The 17,033-nt window shown below is 44.5% G+C and carries 13 protein-coding genes, 1 tRNA gene and 1 pseudogene; 1 reads left to right on the top strand and 14 read right to left on the bottom strand.

Going from position 1 to position 17,033, the window contains the following annotated elements; translation table 11 throughout:
- Positions 1-9: 9 nt before the first annotated feature.
- The 3 genes from ACP7BU_RS13405 to ACP7BU_RS13395 all read right to left on the bottom strand — a co-directional run bounded on the left by ACP7BU_RS13405 (position 10) and on the right by ACP7BU_RS13395 (position 3,278).
- Positions 10-600 carry an OmpW/AlkL family protein gene (locus ACP7BU_RS13405; protein WP_425878982.1) on the bottom strand — a complete coding sequence of 197 codons (591 nt, stop codon included), beginning with the start codon at positions 598-600 and terminating at the stop codon, positions 10-12.
- Positions 601-931: 331 nt separating this feature from the next.
- The gene (locus ACP7BU_RS13400; protein WP_425878980.1) at positions 932-2,296 is read right to left on the bottom strand and encodes a Na+/H+ antiporter family protein; all 1,365 of its coding nucleotides are present in this window, start codon (positions 2,294-2,296) and stop codon (positions 932-934) included.
- A gap of 100 nt (positions 2,297-2,396) precedes the next feature.
- Positions 2,397-3,278, bottom strand: a complete 882-nt coding sequence (locus ACP7BU_RS13395; protein ID WP_310078163.1) for an alpha/beta fold hydrolase — start codon at positions 3,276-3,278, stop codon at positions 2,397-2,399.
- 117 nt (positions 3,279-3,395) lie between these two features.
- Between ACP7BU_RS13395 and ACP7BU_RS13390 the strand changes: the two genes are divergently transcribed.
- A complete protein-coding gene (locus tag ACP7BU_RS13390) occupies positions 3,396-3,890 on the top strand; it encodes a DUF4442 domain-containing protein (protein WP_425878978.1) in 495 nt (164 codons plus the stop codon).
- 57 nt (positions 3,891-3,947) lie between these two features.
- Here the strand turns inward: ACP7BU_RS13390 and ACP7BU_RS13385 are convergent, their stop codons facing one another.
- The 11 genes and pseudogenes from ACP7BU_RS13385 to ACP7BU_RS13335 all read right to left on the bottom strand — a co-directional run.
- On the bottom strand, positions 3,948-4,313 hold the full coding sequence (locus tag ACP7BU_RS13385; RefSeq protein ID WP_005108070.1) for a hypothetical protein: 366 nt from the start codon (positions 4,311-4,313) through the stop codon (positions 3,948-3,950).
- Positions 4,314-4,514: 201 nt separating this feature from the next.
- Positions 4,515-8,705, bottom strand: coding sequence for a DNA-directed RNA polymerase subunit beta' (gene rpoC / locus ACP7BU_RS13380; protein WP_004278609.1), 4,191 nt, complete (start codon positions 8,703-8,705; stop codon positions 4,515-4,517).
- Positions 8,706-8,867: 162 nt separating this feature from the next.
- Positions 8,868-12,956 carry a DNA-directed RNA polymerase subunit beta gene (gene rpoB / locus ACP7BU_RS13375; RefSeq protein WP_005102827.1) on the bottom strand — a complete coding sequence of 1,363 codons (4,089 nt, stop codon included), beginning with the start codon at positions 12,954-12,956 and terminating at the stop codon, positions 8,868-8,870.
- A 307-nt stretch (positions 12,957-13,263) separates the two neighbouring features.
- A complete protein-coding gene (gene rplL, locus ACP7BU_RS13370; RefSeq protein ID WP_004278611.1) occupies positions 13,264-13,629 on the bottom strand; it encodes a 50S ribosomal protein L7/L12 in 366 nt (121 codons plus the stop codon).
- 48 nt (positions 13,630-13,677) lie between these two features.
- Positions 13,678-14,184 (bottom strand): 50S ribosomal protein L10, encoded by a 507-nt coding sequence (gene rplJ / locus ACP7BU_RS13365; RefSeq protein WP_004278612.1) that lies wholly within the window; start codon positions 14,182-14,184, stop codon positions 13,678-13,680.
- Between the two features lie 301 nt (positions 14,185-14,485).
- Entirely contained in the window at positions 14,486-15,181 is a 696-nt protein-coding gene (gene rplA, locus ACP7BU_RS13360; RefSeq protein WP_004278613.1) for a 50S ribosomal protein L1, read from the bottom strand.
- Positions 15,182-15,184: 3 nt separating this feature from the next.
- A complete protein-coding gene (gene rplK, locus ACP7BU_RS13355; RefSeq protein ID WP_004278614.1) occupies positions 15,185-15,613 on the bottom strand; it encodes a 50S ribosomal protein L11 in 429 nt (142 codons plus the stop codon).
- Positions 15,614-15,732: 119 nt separating this feature from the next.
- On the bottom strand, positions 15,733-16,266 hold the full coding sequence (nusG, locus tag ACP7BU_RS13350) for a transcription termination/antitermination protein NusG (protein ID WP_004278615.1): 534 nt from the start codon (positions 16,264-16,266) through the stop codon (positions 15,733-15,735).
- A gap of 7 nt (positions 16,267-16,273) precedes the next feature.
- Entirely contained in the window at positions 16,274-16,714 is a 441-nt protein-coding gene (gene secE / locus ACP7BU_RS13345) for a preprotein translocase subunit SecE (RefSeq protein WP_004278617.1), read from the bottom strand.
- Positions 16,715-16,788: 74 nt separating this feature from the next.
- Positions 16,789-16,864, bottom strand: a tRNA-Trp gene (locus tag ACP7BU_RS13340).
- 52 nt (positions 16,865-16,916) lie between these two features.
- Positions 16,917-17,033 (bottom strand): annotated as a pseudogene (locus ACP7BU_RS13335) (hypothetical protein); the annotation flags it as partial.

Raw genomic sequence — 17,033 nt, 5'->3', positions numbered from 1 at the left:
GGCTAGAATTTAGAACTTGTAGCTATAACCGATCGTATAAACCCAAGGATCAATATTCAATTCGAATTTAGTATTATCAGCATCATCTAAAGTCACTTCAGGACTCAAATCTGCATAGCGCACGTCAGCAAATACTCCCCAGTTTTTGGCATCGGCTGGCTGATAATTAAAGCCGACTTGACCTGCCAAACCAAACTCTTCTTTCACGTCTTTAGCCAGACCTTCTTCATCCCAAGCAATAAAAGCTGTGCCACCTACGCCAATATATGGTGTAAAGCGTGTTGCATTTTTAAAGTTATATTTAGCGGTAATTGTGGGTGGCAGATGTTTGATCTTAGCCACCTTACCTACACCCTGAAGAGAAATGTCATGGTTAAACGGGGTAGCCAATAATAATTCTGCCGAGATATTGTCATTAAAGAAGTATTCAACCGATGGCGTAAAACCATATTCCTGATCGGCTTCTGCGACTAAACCTGGTGCAATTTCAGTGTCACTTGATGGTGCTAAAGAACTGGCACCGACTTTCACCTGCCATTGACCTGCCATCGCAGATGCAGAAAGACCCATTAATGCAATTAGAGCAGCTTGCTTTAACATTTTAAAATACCCCACAGGAAGAATAATTATTAAGAAAATAAATCTTAATTAATAATAAACACGAGAGAAAATAATATGCAATAAGGATTATAAAACTAATTTTCAATTATTATTTAAATAACTGATTTGAAAAGTTATTTATTTTAAATTGACTGGATTAGTTGGTTTTAAATACCAAGCATATTAATCAGATAAATATGAATTTATTCAGACTAAAATAATCAGGTTTATATTAATTTTTATTTAAACATATATTTTAAATACATCTTATTATTTATTTTAAATCCAGATAAATCTGCTCCAATAGATATCAGAGCAGATTGAAATTGACTTACAGAACCATGGCTGCAATCCAGCCAAAAATCATCAACGGAATATTGAAGTGAATGAAGGTTGGAATCACACTGTCCTTCATATGGTCATGCTGACCATCCATATTTAAACCCGAAGTTGGGCCCAAAGTTGAATCCGAAGCTGGAGAACCGGCATCTCCCAAAGCTGCTGCAGTCCCGATAATCGCAATGGTCGCAGCCGGGCTAAAACCGAACTGGATACAGAGCGGTACATAGATAATTGCCAGAATTGGAATGGTCGAGAAAGAAGAACCAATGCCCAATGTGATCAGCAAACCAATCAACAGCATCAGGAAGGCAGCCAAAGCCTGACTATCACCAATCCAGTTCACTGATGCTTCAACCAAGGTTGGTACCTGATTAGTCGCTTCAATCACAGCGGCAAAGCCTTGTGCTGCAATCATGATAAAGCCAACCAGCGCCATCATGCGCATACCGGTAATGATCACATCATCCGCTTCTTTCCATTTAAAGATCCCCGCACAACTCAGGATCGCGACACCGACCAGACCGGCCAGAATCATCGAGTCTGAATAAAGCTGTACCGCCAATGTGGCAATCACTGCAAGGCCGGCCATCCCGATGGTAAATTTGGCAATCTGCGGTTTAACCTGCTCAGCCACACCTAATTCAGCGGAAATACTTTGCTGTTCCTGGACATGAATATCTTGATATTGACGTGGTTTGCGATAGCTAATAAAGATCGCCATCAATAAGCCCACAAACATACCGAATACTGGAATTGCCATCGCAGATGGAATCTGGTCATAGCTAATTTCAAATCCGTATGGCTTACCAAAAGTATTGATGTTATGACCCAGAATGTCATTCAGGAAGATGGCACCAAAACCGACCGGAATCAGCATATAGGTGCCCACCAGACCAAAGGTCAGTAAACAGGCCACCAAACGGCGATCCAGCTGTAAATGGTTAAATACAATCAATAGCGGCGGAATCAGTACCGGAATGAAGGCAATATGCACAGGAATGACGTTCTGCGAGAACACGGCAGCAATGGCAACCGTGAAGAAGATCAGATATTTCACCCGGTTTTGCGCTTTAAAATCTGCCTCACCTTTCAAGGTGCTAATCATTTTATAAGCCAGTAAATCCGGTAACCCCGAACGCGCCAGAGCCAAAGCAAATGCACCTAAAATACCGTAAGCTAAGGCAATTTTGGCACCCCCACCCAAGCCATTGTTAAACGCGTCCAAGGTTCCCTGCAGGCCCAGACCTGCCAATAAACCACCTGTAACAGCACCAATGACCAGGGCAAAAACCACAGGTACACGTGCCAACGAGAGTCCGAACATGACTCCAATAGCAGCAAGAATTGCGAACATAATGAATCGGAATAGAGAGAAAGCGGCTATTTTATCAGAAAATGCGGATAAAAATTCCGCCACTTTTTTCTGGCCGGGTCATGTTTAGTTGAGTGGCCTATCAAGTGATGACAACAGATTTACGCTGAATAAACTCATCAATCAATTGAGCCACTTGCTCCGGCTGACTTAGAATCGCCCAGTGATTGGCAGCCAGTTCTACTTTGGAGAAGTCATCCGCCCATTTGGACATCTCATCGACCAGATCTGGCCCGACAAACTGGTCATATTTCAGCACAATTGCCTGTACCGGACAGATGGCAAAACGCTGCCGTGGTTGAGTTAAGCGTGGCAAAAAATTGGCCCGGTACAGGTTCACACCATATTTGCCATCTTTGACAATATGCGTGTTGAGTGGCAGATTATCGTGTCTTTCCAGTTGCTGCACGATCTTGCTCCAACGCTGCGGATTAAAAAAATTCCAGGCCAATGGCGCCACCAAGGGCAACTGAAACACCGCAATATACCAGGACTTGCTCATTTGCTTTAAGAATTTTGCCTTGTTTTGCTGGAACTGTTCACGCATCCAGAAAGCGGCATGATCCAGACATGGCCCAGACAAGGTGCTATAAGACAGAATTCGTCCTTTAAAGCGTGGACCGGTGACGGATTCCCAGGACTGAATTGAACCCCAGTCATGCGCGGCCAGATGAAAAGCACGATTCGGCAATATTTCGTTCACCACCTCTTCCAGATCCTGACTTAAACGGGCCAAGCGGTAATCGGAGATTTTTTTGGGAATACTGGACTCACCTGCGCCACGGACATCATAAGTCACAACAAAGTAATCCTGACTCAAATGAGCAATGGCTGGCTCCCAAACTGCCTGATGATCGGGATAGCCGTGAACCAGCACCAATGCCGGTTGTTCGGATTGTCCATAAGTTTTGACACAAAGACGCTGCTGATCCGTGGTATCGACCCATTGCATGTGCATTTCCATCTTTTGATCCTGTTTTTGTTATTGACCACTTAGTTTATAAATCGGCATGATTGATCAATGCCAGCGCATTTTTGTTGCTCTAGTATGCATAATCACAGCCGCAAAAAGAATGTCAGTATGAGCCTATTCCAGAAAATTCAAAAACTGCCTCTGGTTTCAAAATTTATTCTGAACCGCTATGCCCCTTATCGTGGTGCAGGCATTGAAATTGATAAGATTGATTTTAATAATTATCACGTTCGGGTCAAAATGCCGCTGACCCGTAAGAACCAGAATATTGTCGGTGTGCATTTTGGTGGCAGCCTGTATTCAATGGTCGATCCCTTTTATATGTTATTGCTGATGCATCATTTGGGGCCGAAATACCTGGTCTGGGATAAAGGCGCCAGCATTCAGTTTTTGGCACCGGGTCGCGGTACAGTGGTGGCGGATATTCGGATTTCTGCTGAAGAAATTACCACGATTATCAATCTGGCGGCCGATAATGCGCCAGTGTATCGACATTATCAGCTGAATATTTATGATGAAGCCGGGGTCAGAATTGCTGAGGTAGAGAAAACGGTCTATATCCGGCGGAAACAGAGCAAAGGGAAAATTAACGCTTCTAAATAAGATAAAAGCGCCACATTGGCGCTTTTAAATCTAGATGAATCTGAAGTAACTTTCGACTTAACGACGACGGTTATCCTGTTCAATCGCAGCACCGGCACCACCACCGATTGCGCCACCGATTGCGGCACCCGCATTACCACCGAAGATGCTTTTACCGACTGCGGAACCAACAGCACCACCTACACCACTATAGGTCGCATTACGGTTTGAACCGCCTTGGGATTTACTACCCACTGCAGCACCGGCACCACCACCTACAGCTGCACCAACGCCACCGCCGACTTTATTACCAACACCACCACCGACTGCACCACCAAGGGCCGCAGCACCGATCCGTTGCTCATTGGCAGACATACTTTCACAACCCGCCAACATAAAGGTGGAAAGAGTGGCAACTGCCATAACACCCATTAATTTTTTCATGACCTTGACCTTCCTGTCTCGCTTTAATTAAGCTTATCTTCATTTTATGAAACTAAAATCTGTAGCGTGTTACTTCTCTCGGTATTCCTGCTGAGTTTTGTAAATATCAATGGATTATTCTTCTGTTCAAGCTGTCTTATTTATAAATTTCAGACAAAAAAAGACGCCCGAAGGCGTCTCTTTTCTCAGCTTTAACTCGAATTAGAATTCTTCGTTAAATGCCTGGCTTAGAGCTTGGTCTACATCAGAGAAATCATTGTGCAGTTCAAATTCTGCAGCTTCTGCTTCTTGACGACGACGCTCCAGGTGGTAAGCCAAACCTGTACCCGCTGGGATCAGGCGACCTACAACCACGTTCTCTTTCAAGCCGCGTAAGTCATCTTCTTTACCTGTTACAGCCGCTTCAGTTAACACACGCGTGGTTTCCTGGAACGATGCAGCAGAGATGAACGAGTCAGTAGAAAGCGATGCTTTCGTAATACCCATCAATTGACGTTCAAACTTCGCAGGGAACTTGTTTTGTGCAAGAACTGCTTGGTTTTCTTGAACAACGCGGATGTAATCCACTTGTTCGCCTTTGATGAAGCTAGTATCGCCGCCATCAGTGATATCAACTTTACGCAGCATTTGACGTACGATCACTTCAATATGCTTGTCGTTGATTTTTACACCTTGCAGACGGTATACATCCTGAACTTCGTTCACGATGTAGTTTGTAAGCGCAACTTCGCCTTTCAAACGCAAGATATCGTGCGGGTTCTGTGGACCATCAGAAATAGTTTCACCACGGTTCACATGTTCGCCTTCGAACACGTTAATCGTACGCCATTTCGGAATCAACTCTTCATAAATCTCAGAGCCATCATCCGGCGTAATCACCAGACGGTTCTTACCTTTGGTCTCTTTACCAAAGCTTACAACACCCGACACTTCTGCAAGGATTGCGTGCTCTTTCGGCTTACGTGCTTCGAACAAGTCAGCTACACGCGGCAGACCACCGGTAATATCACGGGTACGTGAAGTTTCTTGTGGTACACGACCGATGACATCACCGACACCAATCGTTTCGCCATCACGAACAGAAAGAATCGTGTTCTGTGGCAGGAAGTAGAACTGTTCGCCACCATCAACGGTATCTAACACAACAGCAGGACGCAAATCTTTACCTGACGCAGGACGTGAAGTCACTGGCAAGATTTCGATGGTTGACATACCTGTTGCATCATCAGTTTTAGAAGTAACCGTCACGCCATCAGCAATCTGGCTGAAACGTACTTTACCAGCAACTTCTGTTACCAATGGATGTGTATGCGGATCCCAAGTCGCCACAATACCGCCTGCTTCTACAGCTTCGCCATCTTTTAGCAAGATAGAAGCACCGTAAGGCAATTTATAACGCTCGCGCTCACGACCTAAGTCATCCGCAATACCGATTTCACCTGAACGTGAAGTCGATACCAAGTGACCTTTGGCATGTTGTACTGTTTTCACGTTATGGAAACGTACTGTACCTTGGTTACGAACTTGTACACTGTTTGCAGCAGAAGTTCGGCTCGCAGCACCACCGACGTGGAAGGTACGCATCGTTAACTGTGTACCTGGCTCACCAATCGATTGAGCTGCCATTACACCAACAGACTCACCCGGGTTCACCTGATGACCACGTGCTAGGTCACGACCGTAACATTTCGCACATACACCGAAGGTAGACGCACAGTTTACGACTGAACGTACTTTAATTTCGTCGACACCTTGGCTTTCGATGAACGTCGCCAATTTCTCGTCAATTAAAGTATTACGTGGAAGCAGAACTTCGTCTGTACCTACACGTTTCACATCTTCAGCAACCACACGACCCAATACTCGTGCACCCAGGTTCTCGATGACATCGCCACCTTGAATGAACGGAGTCATTACCAGACCGTCATACGTACCACAATCCGGCTCGGTAATAACCAAGTCCTGCGCAACGTCTACTAGACGACGCGTCAAGTAACCCGAGTTCGCAGTTTTCAGTGCTGTATCGGCCAAACCTTTACGCGCACCGTGTGTCGAGATGAAGTACTGAAGTACGGTCAAACCTTCACGGAAGTTCGCTTTAATTGGGGTTTCAATGATCGAGCCATCCGGCTTCGCCATCAAACCACGCATACCCGCCAACTGACGAATCTGAGCTGCCGAACCACGGGCACCTGAGTCAGACATCATGTAGATCGAGTTGAATGATTTTTGCTTCTCGTCTTCACCCTGTTTGTTCTTCACAGTAGTAAAAGACAAGTTGTCCATCATCGCTTTAGCAACCTGGTCATTGGTACGTGCCCAAATATCGACCACTTTGTTATAACGTTCGCCGGCAGTTACGAAGCCTTGTTCGAACTGTTGTTCGATTTCACGAACTTCAGCTTCCGCTTTACCAATAATTGCTTGTTTTTGCGGTGGAATAACCATGTCTTCCATACCGACAGATACACCTGAACGCGTCGCTTGACGGAAGCCCAAGTACATCAATTGGTCAGCGAAGATAACAGTATCTTTCAGACCCAATTTACGGTAGCAAGAGTTAATTAACTTCGAGATATTTTTCTTAGTCATCTCAACGTTAATTTGCTGGAAATCCATACCTTCAGGCACAACTTCCCAAAGCAGGCAACGACCAGGCGTCGTATCTACAATAATGGTTTGCTGTTCACGGTTACCATCTTCATCGATCACAGTCTGGTGTACACGTGCTTTAACTCGAGCGTGTAGATCAACCTGACCTGTTGCCAGTGCACGGTTTACTTCGTGAGTATCCGCGAACACCATGCCTTCACCTTTGGCATTGATTGCATCACGCGTGATGTAATACAAGCCCAAGACCACGTCCTGAGACGGTACGATGATTGGCTCACCATTCGCTGGAGACAAGATGTTATTCGTCGACATCATTAACGCACGAGCTTCAAGCTGAGCTTCAAGTGTTAATGGTACGTGTACCGCCATTTGGTCACCATCGAAGTCGGCGTTAAACGCAGCACATACGAGTGGGTGTAGACGGATCGCTTTACCTTCGATCAGGATCGGTTCAAATGCTTGAAGACCCAAACGGTGAAGAGTTGGCGCACGGTTCAACATCACTGGATGTTGACGAATCACGTGAGCAAGAACGTCCCAAACTTCTGGGGTTTCGCGCTCAACCATTTTCTTCGCAGCTTTAATGGTAGTTGCTTGACCAGAAGCTTGTAGTTTCGCGAAAATGAATGGTTTGAACAGTTCAAGTGCCATTTTCTTCGGAAGACCACATTGGTGCAAACGCAGGTTTGGACCAACAGTAATTACCGAACGGCCCGAATAGTCAACACGCTTACCAAGTAAGTTTTGACGGAAACGACCTTGCTTACCTTTGATCATGTCTGCCAAAGATTTAAGCGGACGCTTGTTCGAACCGGTAATTGCACGACCACGACGACCGTTATCTAGCAATGCATCTACAGACTCTTGCAACATACGTTTTTCGTTACGTACGATGATGTCTGGCGCTGCAAGGTCAAGAAGACGCTTCAAACGGTTGTTACGGTTGATCACACGACGGTAAAGATCATTCAGGTCAGAAGTCGCGAAACGACCACCTTCAAGTGGTACAAGCGGACGAAGATCTGGTGGAAGAACTGGAAGTACAGTTAACACCATCCATTCTGGCTTGTTGTTCGAATCGTTGAATGCTTCCATCAACTTCAAACGCTTAGACGCTTTTTTCAGCTTGGTTTCTGAAGTTGTAACAGGAATTTCTTCACGAAGACGCGCAATTTCAGCTTCAAGATCGATGTCTTTCAACAAGTCTTGAACTGCTTCAGCACCCATTTTCGCTGTGAATTCATCACCGTGTTCTTCTAATGCATTGAAGTATTCTTCATCATTTAGAAGTTGGTATTTCTCAAATGGAGTCATACCCGGATCGGTCACTACATAAGATTCGAAATACAATACACGTTCAATATCACGTAGCGTCATGTCTAATAATAGACCGATACGGCTCGGTAATGATTTTAAGAACCAGATGTGGGCAACTGGAGACGCCAGCTCGATGTGACCCATACGTTCACGACGGACTTTCGCAGTTGTTACTTCAACGCCACATTTTTCACAAATGACGCCTTTGTATTTCATACGCTTGTATTTACCACACAAGCATTCGTAATCTTTCACTGGACCAAAGATTTTGGCACAGAACAAACCATCACGTTCAGGCTTGAACGTACGATAGTTAATGGTTTCTGGCTTTTTAACTTCACCGTGAGACCATGACTTAATCATTTCTGGTGACGCAAGACCAATACGGATGCGGTCAAACTCTACAGGAGCATGACCGTCTGAATCCGTCTTTTTGCGCATGATATCGAGCAAGTCTTTCAATTTTTTTCTCCGTGTGTTGTGGAGATTTTCACTCAACAACTGGGTCACAAATATTGTTTTTTAACTGAATTGGGAATCCCAAGAATCCCCCTCAATCCCCCTTTATTAAGGGGGAAGCCCCTCTTTATCAAAGAGGGGTTTGGGGAGATTTAATGGAGATTCTTAGTCACCATTTTTCAGTTCAATGTTGATACCTAAAGAACGGATCTCTTTGGTCAATACGTTGAACGATTCAGGCATGCCCGGGTCCATATAATGGTTGCCATCTACAATGTTCTTATAGATACGGGTACGGCCTTCAACGTCATCCGATTTCACAGTCAGCATTTCTTGTAGCGTATATGCTGCACCGTAAGCTTCTAGTGCCCAGACTTCCATCTCACCGAAACGCTGACCACCGAATTGTGCTTTACCACCAAGCGGCTGTTGCGTAACTAGAGAGTAAGAACCAGTTGAACGCGCATGCATCTTGTCATCAACCAAGTGGTTCAGTTTCAGCATGTACATATAACCAACAGTTACCGGACGGTCGAAACGCTCACCAGTACGACCATCATATAATACGGTCTGACCAGTACTAGACAGGCCTGCAAGTTGTAACAACTCTTTGATCTGACCTTCTTCAGCACCATCGAATACAGGAGTAGCCAAAGGTACACCAGCACGCAAGTTGCCAGAAAGTTTCAAGATTTCTTCATCAGTCAAGCTATCAAGATCTTCTTGTTCGCCACCAACTTTGTTGTAAATCTTGTCCAGGAAATCACGAAGCTCAAGTACAGTACGTTGCTCTTTCATCATCTTGTCGATTTGATCGCCAAGACCTTTCGCCGCCATACCCAAGTGAGTTTCAAGAATCTGACCCACGTTCATACGCGATGGTACGCCAAGCGGGTTCAATACGATATCAACAGGTACACCGTTGGCATCATGTGGCATGTCTTCTACCGGCAAGATGTTTGATACAACACCTTTGTTACCGTGACGACCCGCCATCTTATCACCCGGTTGGATGCGACGTTTTACAGCAAGATAAACTTTAACTACTTTCAATACGCCAGTCGTCAGTTCATCGCCTGTAGAAAGTTTGCGTTTTTTCTCAGCAAATTTCTCGTCAATTTCGAAGCTCTTCTCTTTCAAGAACACTTGAATTTGAGTTAAACGTTCAGCAATTGCTTCATCAACTGGTTGAATTTCAAGAAGATCAACAAGCTCTAAACCAGACAACACGTCTTCAGACAGTTTGTCGCCACGTTTAGTTGTACCGCCACCATTCGACTCTTGGCCATTCAGTAGACGGATTACACGTTCACGTGCAGCTTCTTCGAAGATTTTGAATTCTTCTTTCAAGTCTTTACGGTATGCATCCAATTGCGCTTTTTCAATTGCTTGAGCACGTTCGTCTTTTTCAAGACCGTCACGTGTAAACACTTGAACGTCAATGACTGTACCTTTAGTACCTGATGGAACGCGTAAAGATGAATCTTTTACGTCAGCCGCCTTTTCACCGAAGATTGCACGTAGCAATTTTTCTTCTGGAGTAAGCTGTGTTTCACCTTTAGGGGTTACTTTACCAACCAGGATATCGCCAGCAGTTACTTCTGCACCGATGTAAACGATACCTGACTCGTCCAGTTTAGATAGAGCAGCTTCACCCACGTTCGGGATATCGGCAGTGATTTCTTCCGCACCCAGTTTGGTATCACGTGCGACACATGACAATTCCTGGATATGAATCGAGGTTAAACGGTCTTCTTGAAGTACACGCTCAGAAAGTAAGATCGAGTCTTCGTAGTTGTAACCGTTCCAGGTCATGAACGCAACGCGCATGTTTTGACCCAGTGCTAGCTCACCGCCATCAGTCGATGGACCATCAGCCAGTACATCACCACGACCTACTTTATCACCTAGGTTCACAAGAACTTTCTGGTTGATACAAGTGTTCTGGTTCGAACGGGTGTACTTGATCAGGTTGTAGATATCTACACCTGCTTCACCTGCGATCATTTCGTCTTCATTCACACGAATAACCACACGAGACGCATCAACAAACTCGATACGACCACCACGCTGAGCGATCACACATACACCTGAGTCATGTGCTACGTTCGCTTCCATACCGGTACCAACAAGCGGCTTGTCAGCGATCAACGTCGGAACTGCCTGACGTTGCATGTTCGAACCCATTAATGCACGGTTGGCATCATCGTGTTCTAGGAATGGAATCAGTGACGCTGCTACAGATACAACCTGCTGAGCAGATACATCCATATGCGTTACTTTTTCAGGAGGAATACGTACGAAGTCACCCTGATGACGAACAGATACAAACTCTTCTGTTAAATTACCATCTTTATCCATTGCAGAATCGGCCTGTGCAATGACAGTGCCTACTTCTTCAATCGCAGAAAGGTATTCAACTTCATCTGTTACACGACCATCAACAACTTTACGGTATGGGGTTTCCAGGAAACCAAAGTTGTTACATTTCGCATAAACAGAAAGCGAGTTGATCAAACCAATGTTTGGACCTTCCGGTGTTTCAATTGGACATACACGACCGTAGTGAGTTTGATGTACGTCACGTACTTCAAAGCCTGCACGTTCACGCGTCAAACCGCCGGGACCAAGCGCAGAAACACGACGTTTGTGCGTAATCTCAGATAACGGGTTGTTTTGGTCCATAAACTGAGACAACTGGCTTGAACCAAAGAATTCTTTAATTGCAGCAGCAACAGGTTTCGCATTGATCAAATCTTGCGGAGACAGGTTGTCAGTTTCAGCTTGGCTTAAACGTTCTTTAACAGCACGTTCTACACGAACCAGACCTACACGGAATTGGTTTTCTGTCATTTCACCAACAGAACGAACACGACGGTTACCCAGGTGATCGATATCGTCGACTTCACCTTTACCGTTACGGATTTCAACTAATGTTTTTAATACATCAGTGATATCTTCGTTCGAGAGAATGCCTTCAACTTCACGTGACTTCTGATCTGTACCGACTTCGTAAGGACGACCCAAACGACGGTTGAACTTCATACGACCCACTGGAGACAAGTCATAACGTTCAGAAGAGAAGAACAAGTTGTTGAATAAGTTTTCAGCAGCTTCTTTTGTTGGTGGCTCGCCTGGGCGCATCACTTTGTAGATTTCTACCAATGCTTCTTCACGATTGCTCGTTGTATCTGCACGTAGAGAATCTGCAACGAATGAACCGCGGTCGATATCATTGGTGAACAGAATATTGAACTGCTTCACGCCGCCTTCTGCAATTTTCACCATGATTTCATGGCTTAATACAGTATTGGCTGCAATCACATCACCATCTTTTAATGGGATGTCTTCAGCAGTGATACGCTCATACAGGTACTCATCTGGCACTGCAAGTTTTTCAAGACCTGAAGCTTCCATTTGACGTACATGACGCGCATTGATACGTTTACCTTGCTCAACAATTGCCTTGCCATCCTTGTCCAGAATGTCAAATTGTGCCATTTCGCCACGCAGACGTTCAGGCACCAGGTCAATCTGGTAGCTACCCATGTCAAGATACACAGGTACTTTCTCGTAGAACATGTCGAGAATGTTTTCGTTGCTATAACCCAAGGCACGGAGTACCACAGTCGCAAGCAATTTACGACGACGGTCAATACGTACATAGACGAGGTCTTTGGCATCGAATTCAAAGTCTAACCATGAACCACGGTAAGGAATGATACGTGCTGAATAAAGGACTTTACCACTTGAGTGAGTCTTGCCTTTATCGTGGTCAAAGAATACGCCTGGTGAACGGTGTAATTGTGACACGATCACACGCTCGGTACCGTTAATTACAAAGGTACCGTTATCCGTCATCAATGGCATTTCGCCCATATAGACTTCTTGTTCACGTACGTCTTTAATTGACTTCGTTTCACGATCTTTCAGGATCAAACGAATTTTTACACGCATTGGTGCTGCATAAGTTGAGCCACGAAGGATACATTCGCGTACATCAAACTCAGGCTTACCAAGACTATACTCAACAAATTCTAAAGCAGCATTGCCAGAATAACTTTCAATAGGAAAAACTGAACGAAATGCGGCTTGGAGACCGATATCTTCGCGGTTTTTTGGTGATTTGCCATCTTGTAAGAATGTTCTGTACGAGTCGACTTGAATCGCGAGCAAGTACGGAGCATCCATGACGCTAGGCAATTTACCAAAATTCTTACGGATCCGTTTCTTTTCGGTATATGAGTATGCCATCTGGAGTCCTCGGAAAGTGTAAACCAAGCCCGCCTGCAGAACGGGCTCAGAAGGAATTACGCTGGCCGATATGGCCACCACTCTTTACAAATGCTGCAATTTTTAGTGGTATTAAAACGCTTATCAATATTTTTTAATGAAAAATATTGGTAAACGTTTGTTCATTATGTTTATTTTCAATTTGTATGATTTTTATATCATGCAAACAAAAATCGAGCCGATTATTGTAACGCAAAAAGGCTGATGACCCAAGAGCCATCAGCCAATTTTTGGAGCCGATTATAAAAAAACCGGCTCCCTTAAGAAATTACTTAAGAGTAACTGTAGCACCAGCTTCTTCAAGTTTCTTCTTAAGCTCTTCGCCTTCTTCTTTAGAAACGCCTTCTTTAAGAACTGCAGGAGCGCCTTCAACCATGTCTTTAGCTTCTTTCAAGCCAAGGCCAGTCGCTTCACGAACTGCTTTAATTACAGCAACTTTGTTCGCGCCGAAAGAAGTCAATTCAACATTGAATTCAGTTTGTTCTTCAGCAGCAGCAGCAGCTGGACCAGCAGCAACAGCTACAGCAGCAGCAGATACATTGAATTTCTCTTCGAAAGCAGAGATAAGTTCAACAAGTTCAAGAACAGTTTTTTCAGCAACTGCGTTTAGGATTTCTTCGTTTGTTAAAGCCATGAGATTAACTCCAAATGGGTATTGAATGATGTGTGTTTAAGTTTGAGCTTAAGCAGCTTCTGACTCGTTTTTCTCTTGAAGCGCTGTAAGTAAGCGGCCCAATTTCGAAATAGGAGCTTGAAGAACGTTTGCAAGCATAGTAAGCGCTTTCTCTTGGTTCGGAAGATTCGCGATTACGCTAACTTCTGCACCCTGATAAAGTTTGCCATCAAATGCAGCAGCCTTAAGTTCAAATGCTTTATTAGTTTTAGCGAATTCTTCGAACAAACGTGCAGCTGCACCCATGTCGTCTTCAGAATTCGAGAAAGCCAAGATTGTTGGGCCAACAAGGTTGTCGTTCAAGATATTGAATTGAGTATCTTGAAGAGCACGTTTAGCCAAAGTGTTACGAACGATACGTGTAGTAACACCAAGTTTACGCGCTTCAACACGTAGAGTAGTTAACTGCTCTACAGTCAAACCTTGGTAGTCAGCAACAACAGCAGCAAATGCAGTAGAAGCAACTTCAGCTACTTCAGCTACGATCTGTTTTTTGCCTTCGATAAGAAGAGCCATTGTAAAACCTCCTAACGGTGATTTATGTACTTACGCGAAGTACACTCCCAATTCGCAAGACCATCACTGGACTCACACGCGGAGGATGAACAAATCACACCACCGCGTCTACGCAGGCTGGGCTATTAAGAGAGAAGCATAAAACTTCCCTCGCCCGCGGTCTTTGACGCTGATAAATTTTCATTTATCAATTCAAAGTTTGCCTAAGTCTGCAAAATACGACAGAGCGTTTCTTGCGTAAGTTTTAAAGCAACGCTTTAAAACTTACTCAGGGCTTTAAAATTCTGTAATAAGTCGAGACTTATTTAGAAACGTTTGCTACATCAACGATCAAACCAGGACCCATAGTTGAGCTCAAAGTGATCTTTTGAATGTATACGCCTTTAGACGTAGCAGGTTTCAAACGCTTCAAGTCAGCAACAAGTGCTTCAACGTTTTGACGAACAGCAGCAGCTTCAAAACCTACTTGACCGATCGCAGCGTGGATAATACCAGCTTTGTCTACGCGGTAACGTGCTTGACCAGCTTTTGCATTTTTAACTGCAGTAGCAACGTCAGGAGTTACAGTACCCACTTTAGGGTTTGGCATTAAGCCACGTGGACCAAGGATCGTACCAAGTTTACCTACAACGCGCATTGCATCTGGAGCAGCAATTACTACGTCAAAGTCAAGGTTACCCGCTTGGATGCTTTCAGCAAGATCGTCGAAACCAACAACGTCTGCGCCTTCAGCTTTAGCAGCTTCAGCAGCAGCGCCTTGAGCGAATACAGCTACACGTACAGTTTTACCAGTACCTGCAGGAAGTGTAGTCGCGCCACGAACAACCTGGTCAGATTTACGAGGATCAACACCTAGGTTTACCGCGATATCTAGAGATTCTTTGAATTTAGGAGCTGGAAGGCTCTCTAAAACTGCAACAGCTTCTTCTAGCGTGTAAACTTTGTGTGCTTCTACAGCAGCTACAATCGCTTTTTGACGTTTAGTTAATTTAGCCATGTCTTAAAGCTCCACTTCCAAGCCCATAGAACGCGCAGAACCAGCAATGGTACGTACACGTGCGTCTAAATCAGCACCAGTCAAATCTGGTTCTTTAGTAGTCGCGATTTCTTCGATTTGAGCACGAGTCAACTTACCAACTTTAGTTTTGTTAGGTACAGCTGAACCCTTCTGGATACCAGCAGCTTTCTTAAGAAGAACAGCAGCAGGTGGAGTTTTCATGATAAATGTGAACGACTTGTCGTTGTACACAGTGATCACGACTGGAATTGGCAGACCAGCTTCAACTTTTTGTGTAGCAGCATTGAATTCTTTACAGAATGCCATGATGTTCACACCACGTTGACCTAGTGCAGGACCAATCGGTGGAGATGGATTCGCTTTACCAGCTGGAACTTGCAGCTTGATATAGCCGTCAATCTTCTTAGCCATTTCAAATTACCTCTGGGTGCAAACGCCGGTGAAGGCTCCCCAATGATTTCAAGTAACGATACCGTTACAACAACAATGCCTGACTTATAAATAAGTCAGGCGTTTTCAACCCATACAAATTAGACTGATTTTTCGACTTGACGAAATTCCAATTCAACTTGAGTTGGTCGGTTAAATACATTAATGGTCAGCGTTAAACGTGACTTTTCGTACTGAACTTCTTCCACCACACCTTTAAAGTCGGTGAATGGACCGTCAACCACGAGTAATTCTTCGCCTGGTTCAAACATCGTCTTAGGACGAGGTGCTTCGCCAGTATTGCGTACACGCGCAAGAATCGCATCTGCTTCTTTTTGCGTAATCGGTGCCGGTTTTTCAGCCGTACCACCAATAAAACCTAAAACTTTTGGACATTCTTTAACAATGTGCCAAGTATCATCGTTCATTTCCATTTCGACTAGGACATAGCCAGGAAAGAACTTACGCTCTGATTTACGCTTCTTGCCATCCTTCATTTCTACCACTTCTTCGGTAGGAACAAGGACTTCACCAAAGCTATCGGCAACAGCGCTACGCTGGATTCGATCATTAAGCGAACGCATCACTTGTTTTTCATAACCTGAATAGGCATGAATAATGTACCAACGTTTCATAGCTCTCTTACCCGATAATAAACTTCATTAACCAGCCTAAAATATAGTCAAAACACCACAATAAGATGGATGCAATTACGACTACAACAAGAACTTGCCAAGATGTGGACATCGTCTCTTGCTTGGTAGGCCAGGTCACTCGACGCAACTCAATTCGTGCATCTTTCAGCAGACGAATAAAGCCTTTGCCTTGATGGGTGGCGTATAATAAACCGAATGCTGCAACGATACAAGCCAAAATCACCCCAACGCGCACCCAAATATCATTCGCAGGTGCCCAGTACGCTGGTAAATATTGGTTTACCATCATTGCACCAACCAATAAAATCAAGGCGATAACCCATAGAACCATGTCTAATGGAGAACCAGAACTTACATCTACTGCAGGATTATTTCTTTGAGGAATTGCCGCTTCGCCTAATGCGTCGCGTGATTTTTCATTCGACATTTTTGTACTCGTCGTAGGTTTCGCGACTTATTATATGACCAATTTTGCCGACATCAAGCGTCTTTTTAGAAACTTGGCAGGTCAGGAGGGACTCGAACCCCCAACATTCGGTTTTGGAGACCGACGCTCTACCAATTGAACTACTGACCTGCAAAACAACAAGTTGGAGCCTAAGCTCCAACCTGCTTGTCTTATTCTATGATTATGCAGTTACTTTAGCAACTACACCAGCACCAACTGTACGACCGCCTTCACGGATCGCAAAACGTAGACCTGGGTCCATTGCGATCGGGTGGATTAGCTCTACTGACATCTCAAC

Origin of the sequence: Acinetobacter sp. 40AMC3-4 (assembly GCF_049898185.1) — a bacterium.
Taxonomy (GTDB): Bacteria; Pseudomonadota; Gammaproteobacteria; order Pseudomonadales; family Moraxellaceae; genus Acinetobacter.
This window is presented reverse-complemented; position numbering and strand designations above follow the sequence as displayed.

Coding starts and splice junctions, on each gene's coding strand:
- rpoB (WP_005102827.1), bottom strand. CDS start 12,956: ATGGCATACTCATATACCGAAAAGAAACGGATCCGTAAGAATTTTGGT.
- nusG (WP_004278615.1), bottom strand. CDS start 16,266: ATGAAACGTTGGTACATTATTCATGCCTATTCAGGTTATGAAAAACAA.
- ACP7BU_RS13400 (WP_425878980.1), bottom strand. CDS start 2,296: ATGTTCGCAATTCTTGCTGCTATTGGAGTCATGTTCGGACTCTCGTTG.
- rplJ (WP_004278612.1), bottom strand. CDS start 14,184: ATGGCTCTTCTTATCGAAGGCAAAAAACAGATCGTAGCTGAAGTAGCT.
- rplA (WP_004278613.1), bottom strand. CDS start 15,181: ATGGCTAAATTAACTAAACGTCAAAAAGCGATTGTAGCTGCTGTAGAA.
- rplL (WP_004278611.1), bottom strand. CDS start 13,629: ATGGCTTTAACAAACGAAGAAATCCTAAACGCAGTTGCTGAAAAAACT.
- rplK (WP_004278614.1), bottom strand. CDS start 15,613: ATGGCTAAGAAGATTGACGGCTATATCAAGCTGCAAGTTCCAGCTGGT.
- ACP7BU_RS13385 (WP_005108070.1), bottom strand. CDS start 4,313: ATGAAAAAATTAATGGGTGTTATGGCAGTTGCCACTCTTTCCACCTTT.
- ACP7BU_RS13390 (WP_425878978.1), top strand. CDS start 3,396: ATGAGCCTATTCCAGAAAATTCAAAAACTGCCTCTGGTTTCAAAATTT.
- ACP7BU_RS13405 (WP_425878982.1), bottom strand. CDS start 600: ATGTTAAAGCAAGCTGCTCTAATTGCATTAATGGGTCTTTCTGCATCT.
- secE (WP_004278617.1), bottom strand. CDS start 16,714: ATGTCGAATGAAAAATCACGCGACGCATTAGGCGAAGCGGCAATTCCT.
- ACP7BU_RS13395 (WP_310078163.1), bottom strand. CDS start 3,278: ATGGAAATGCACATGCAATGGGTCGATACCACGGATCAGCAGCGTCTT.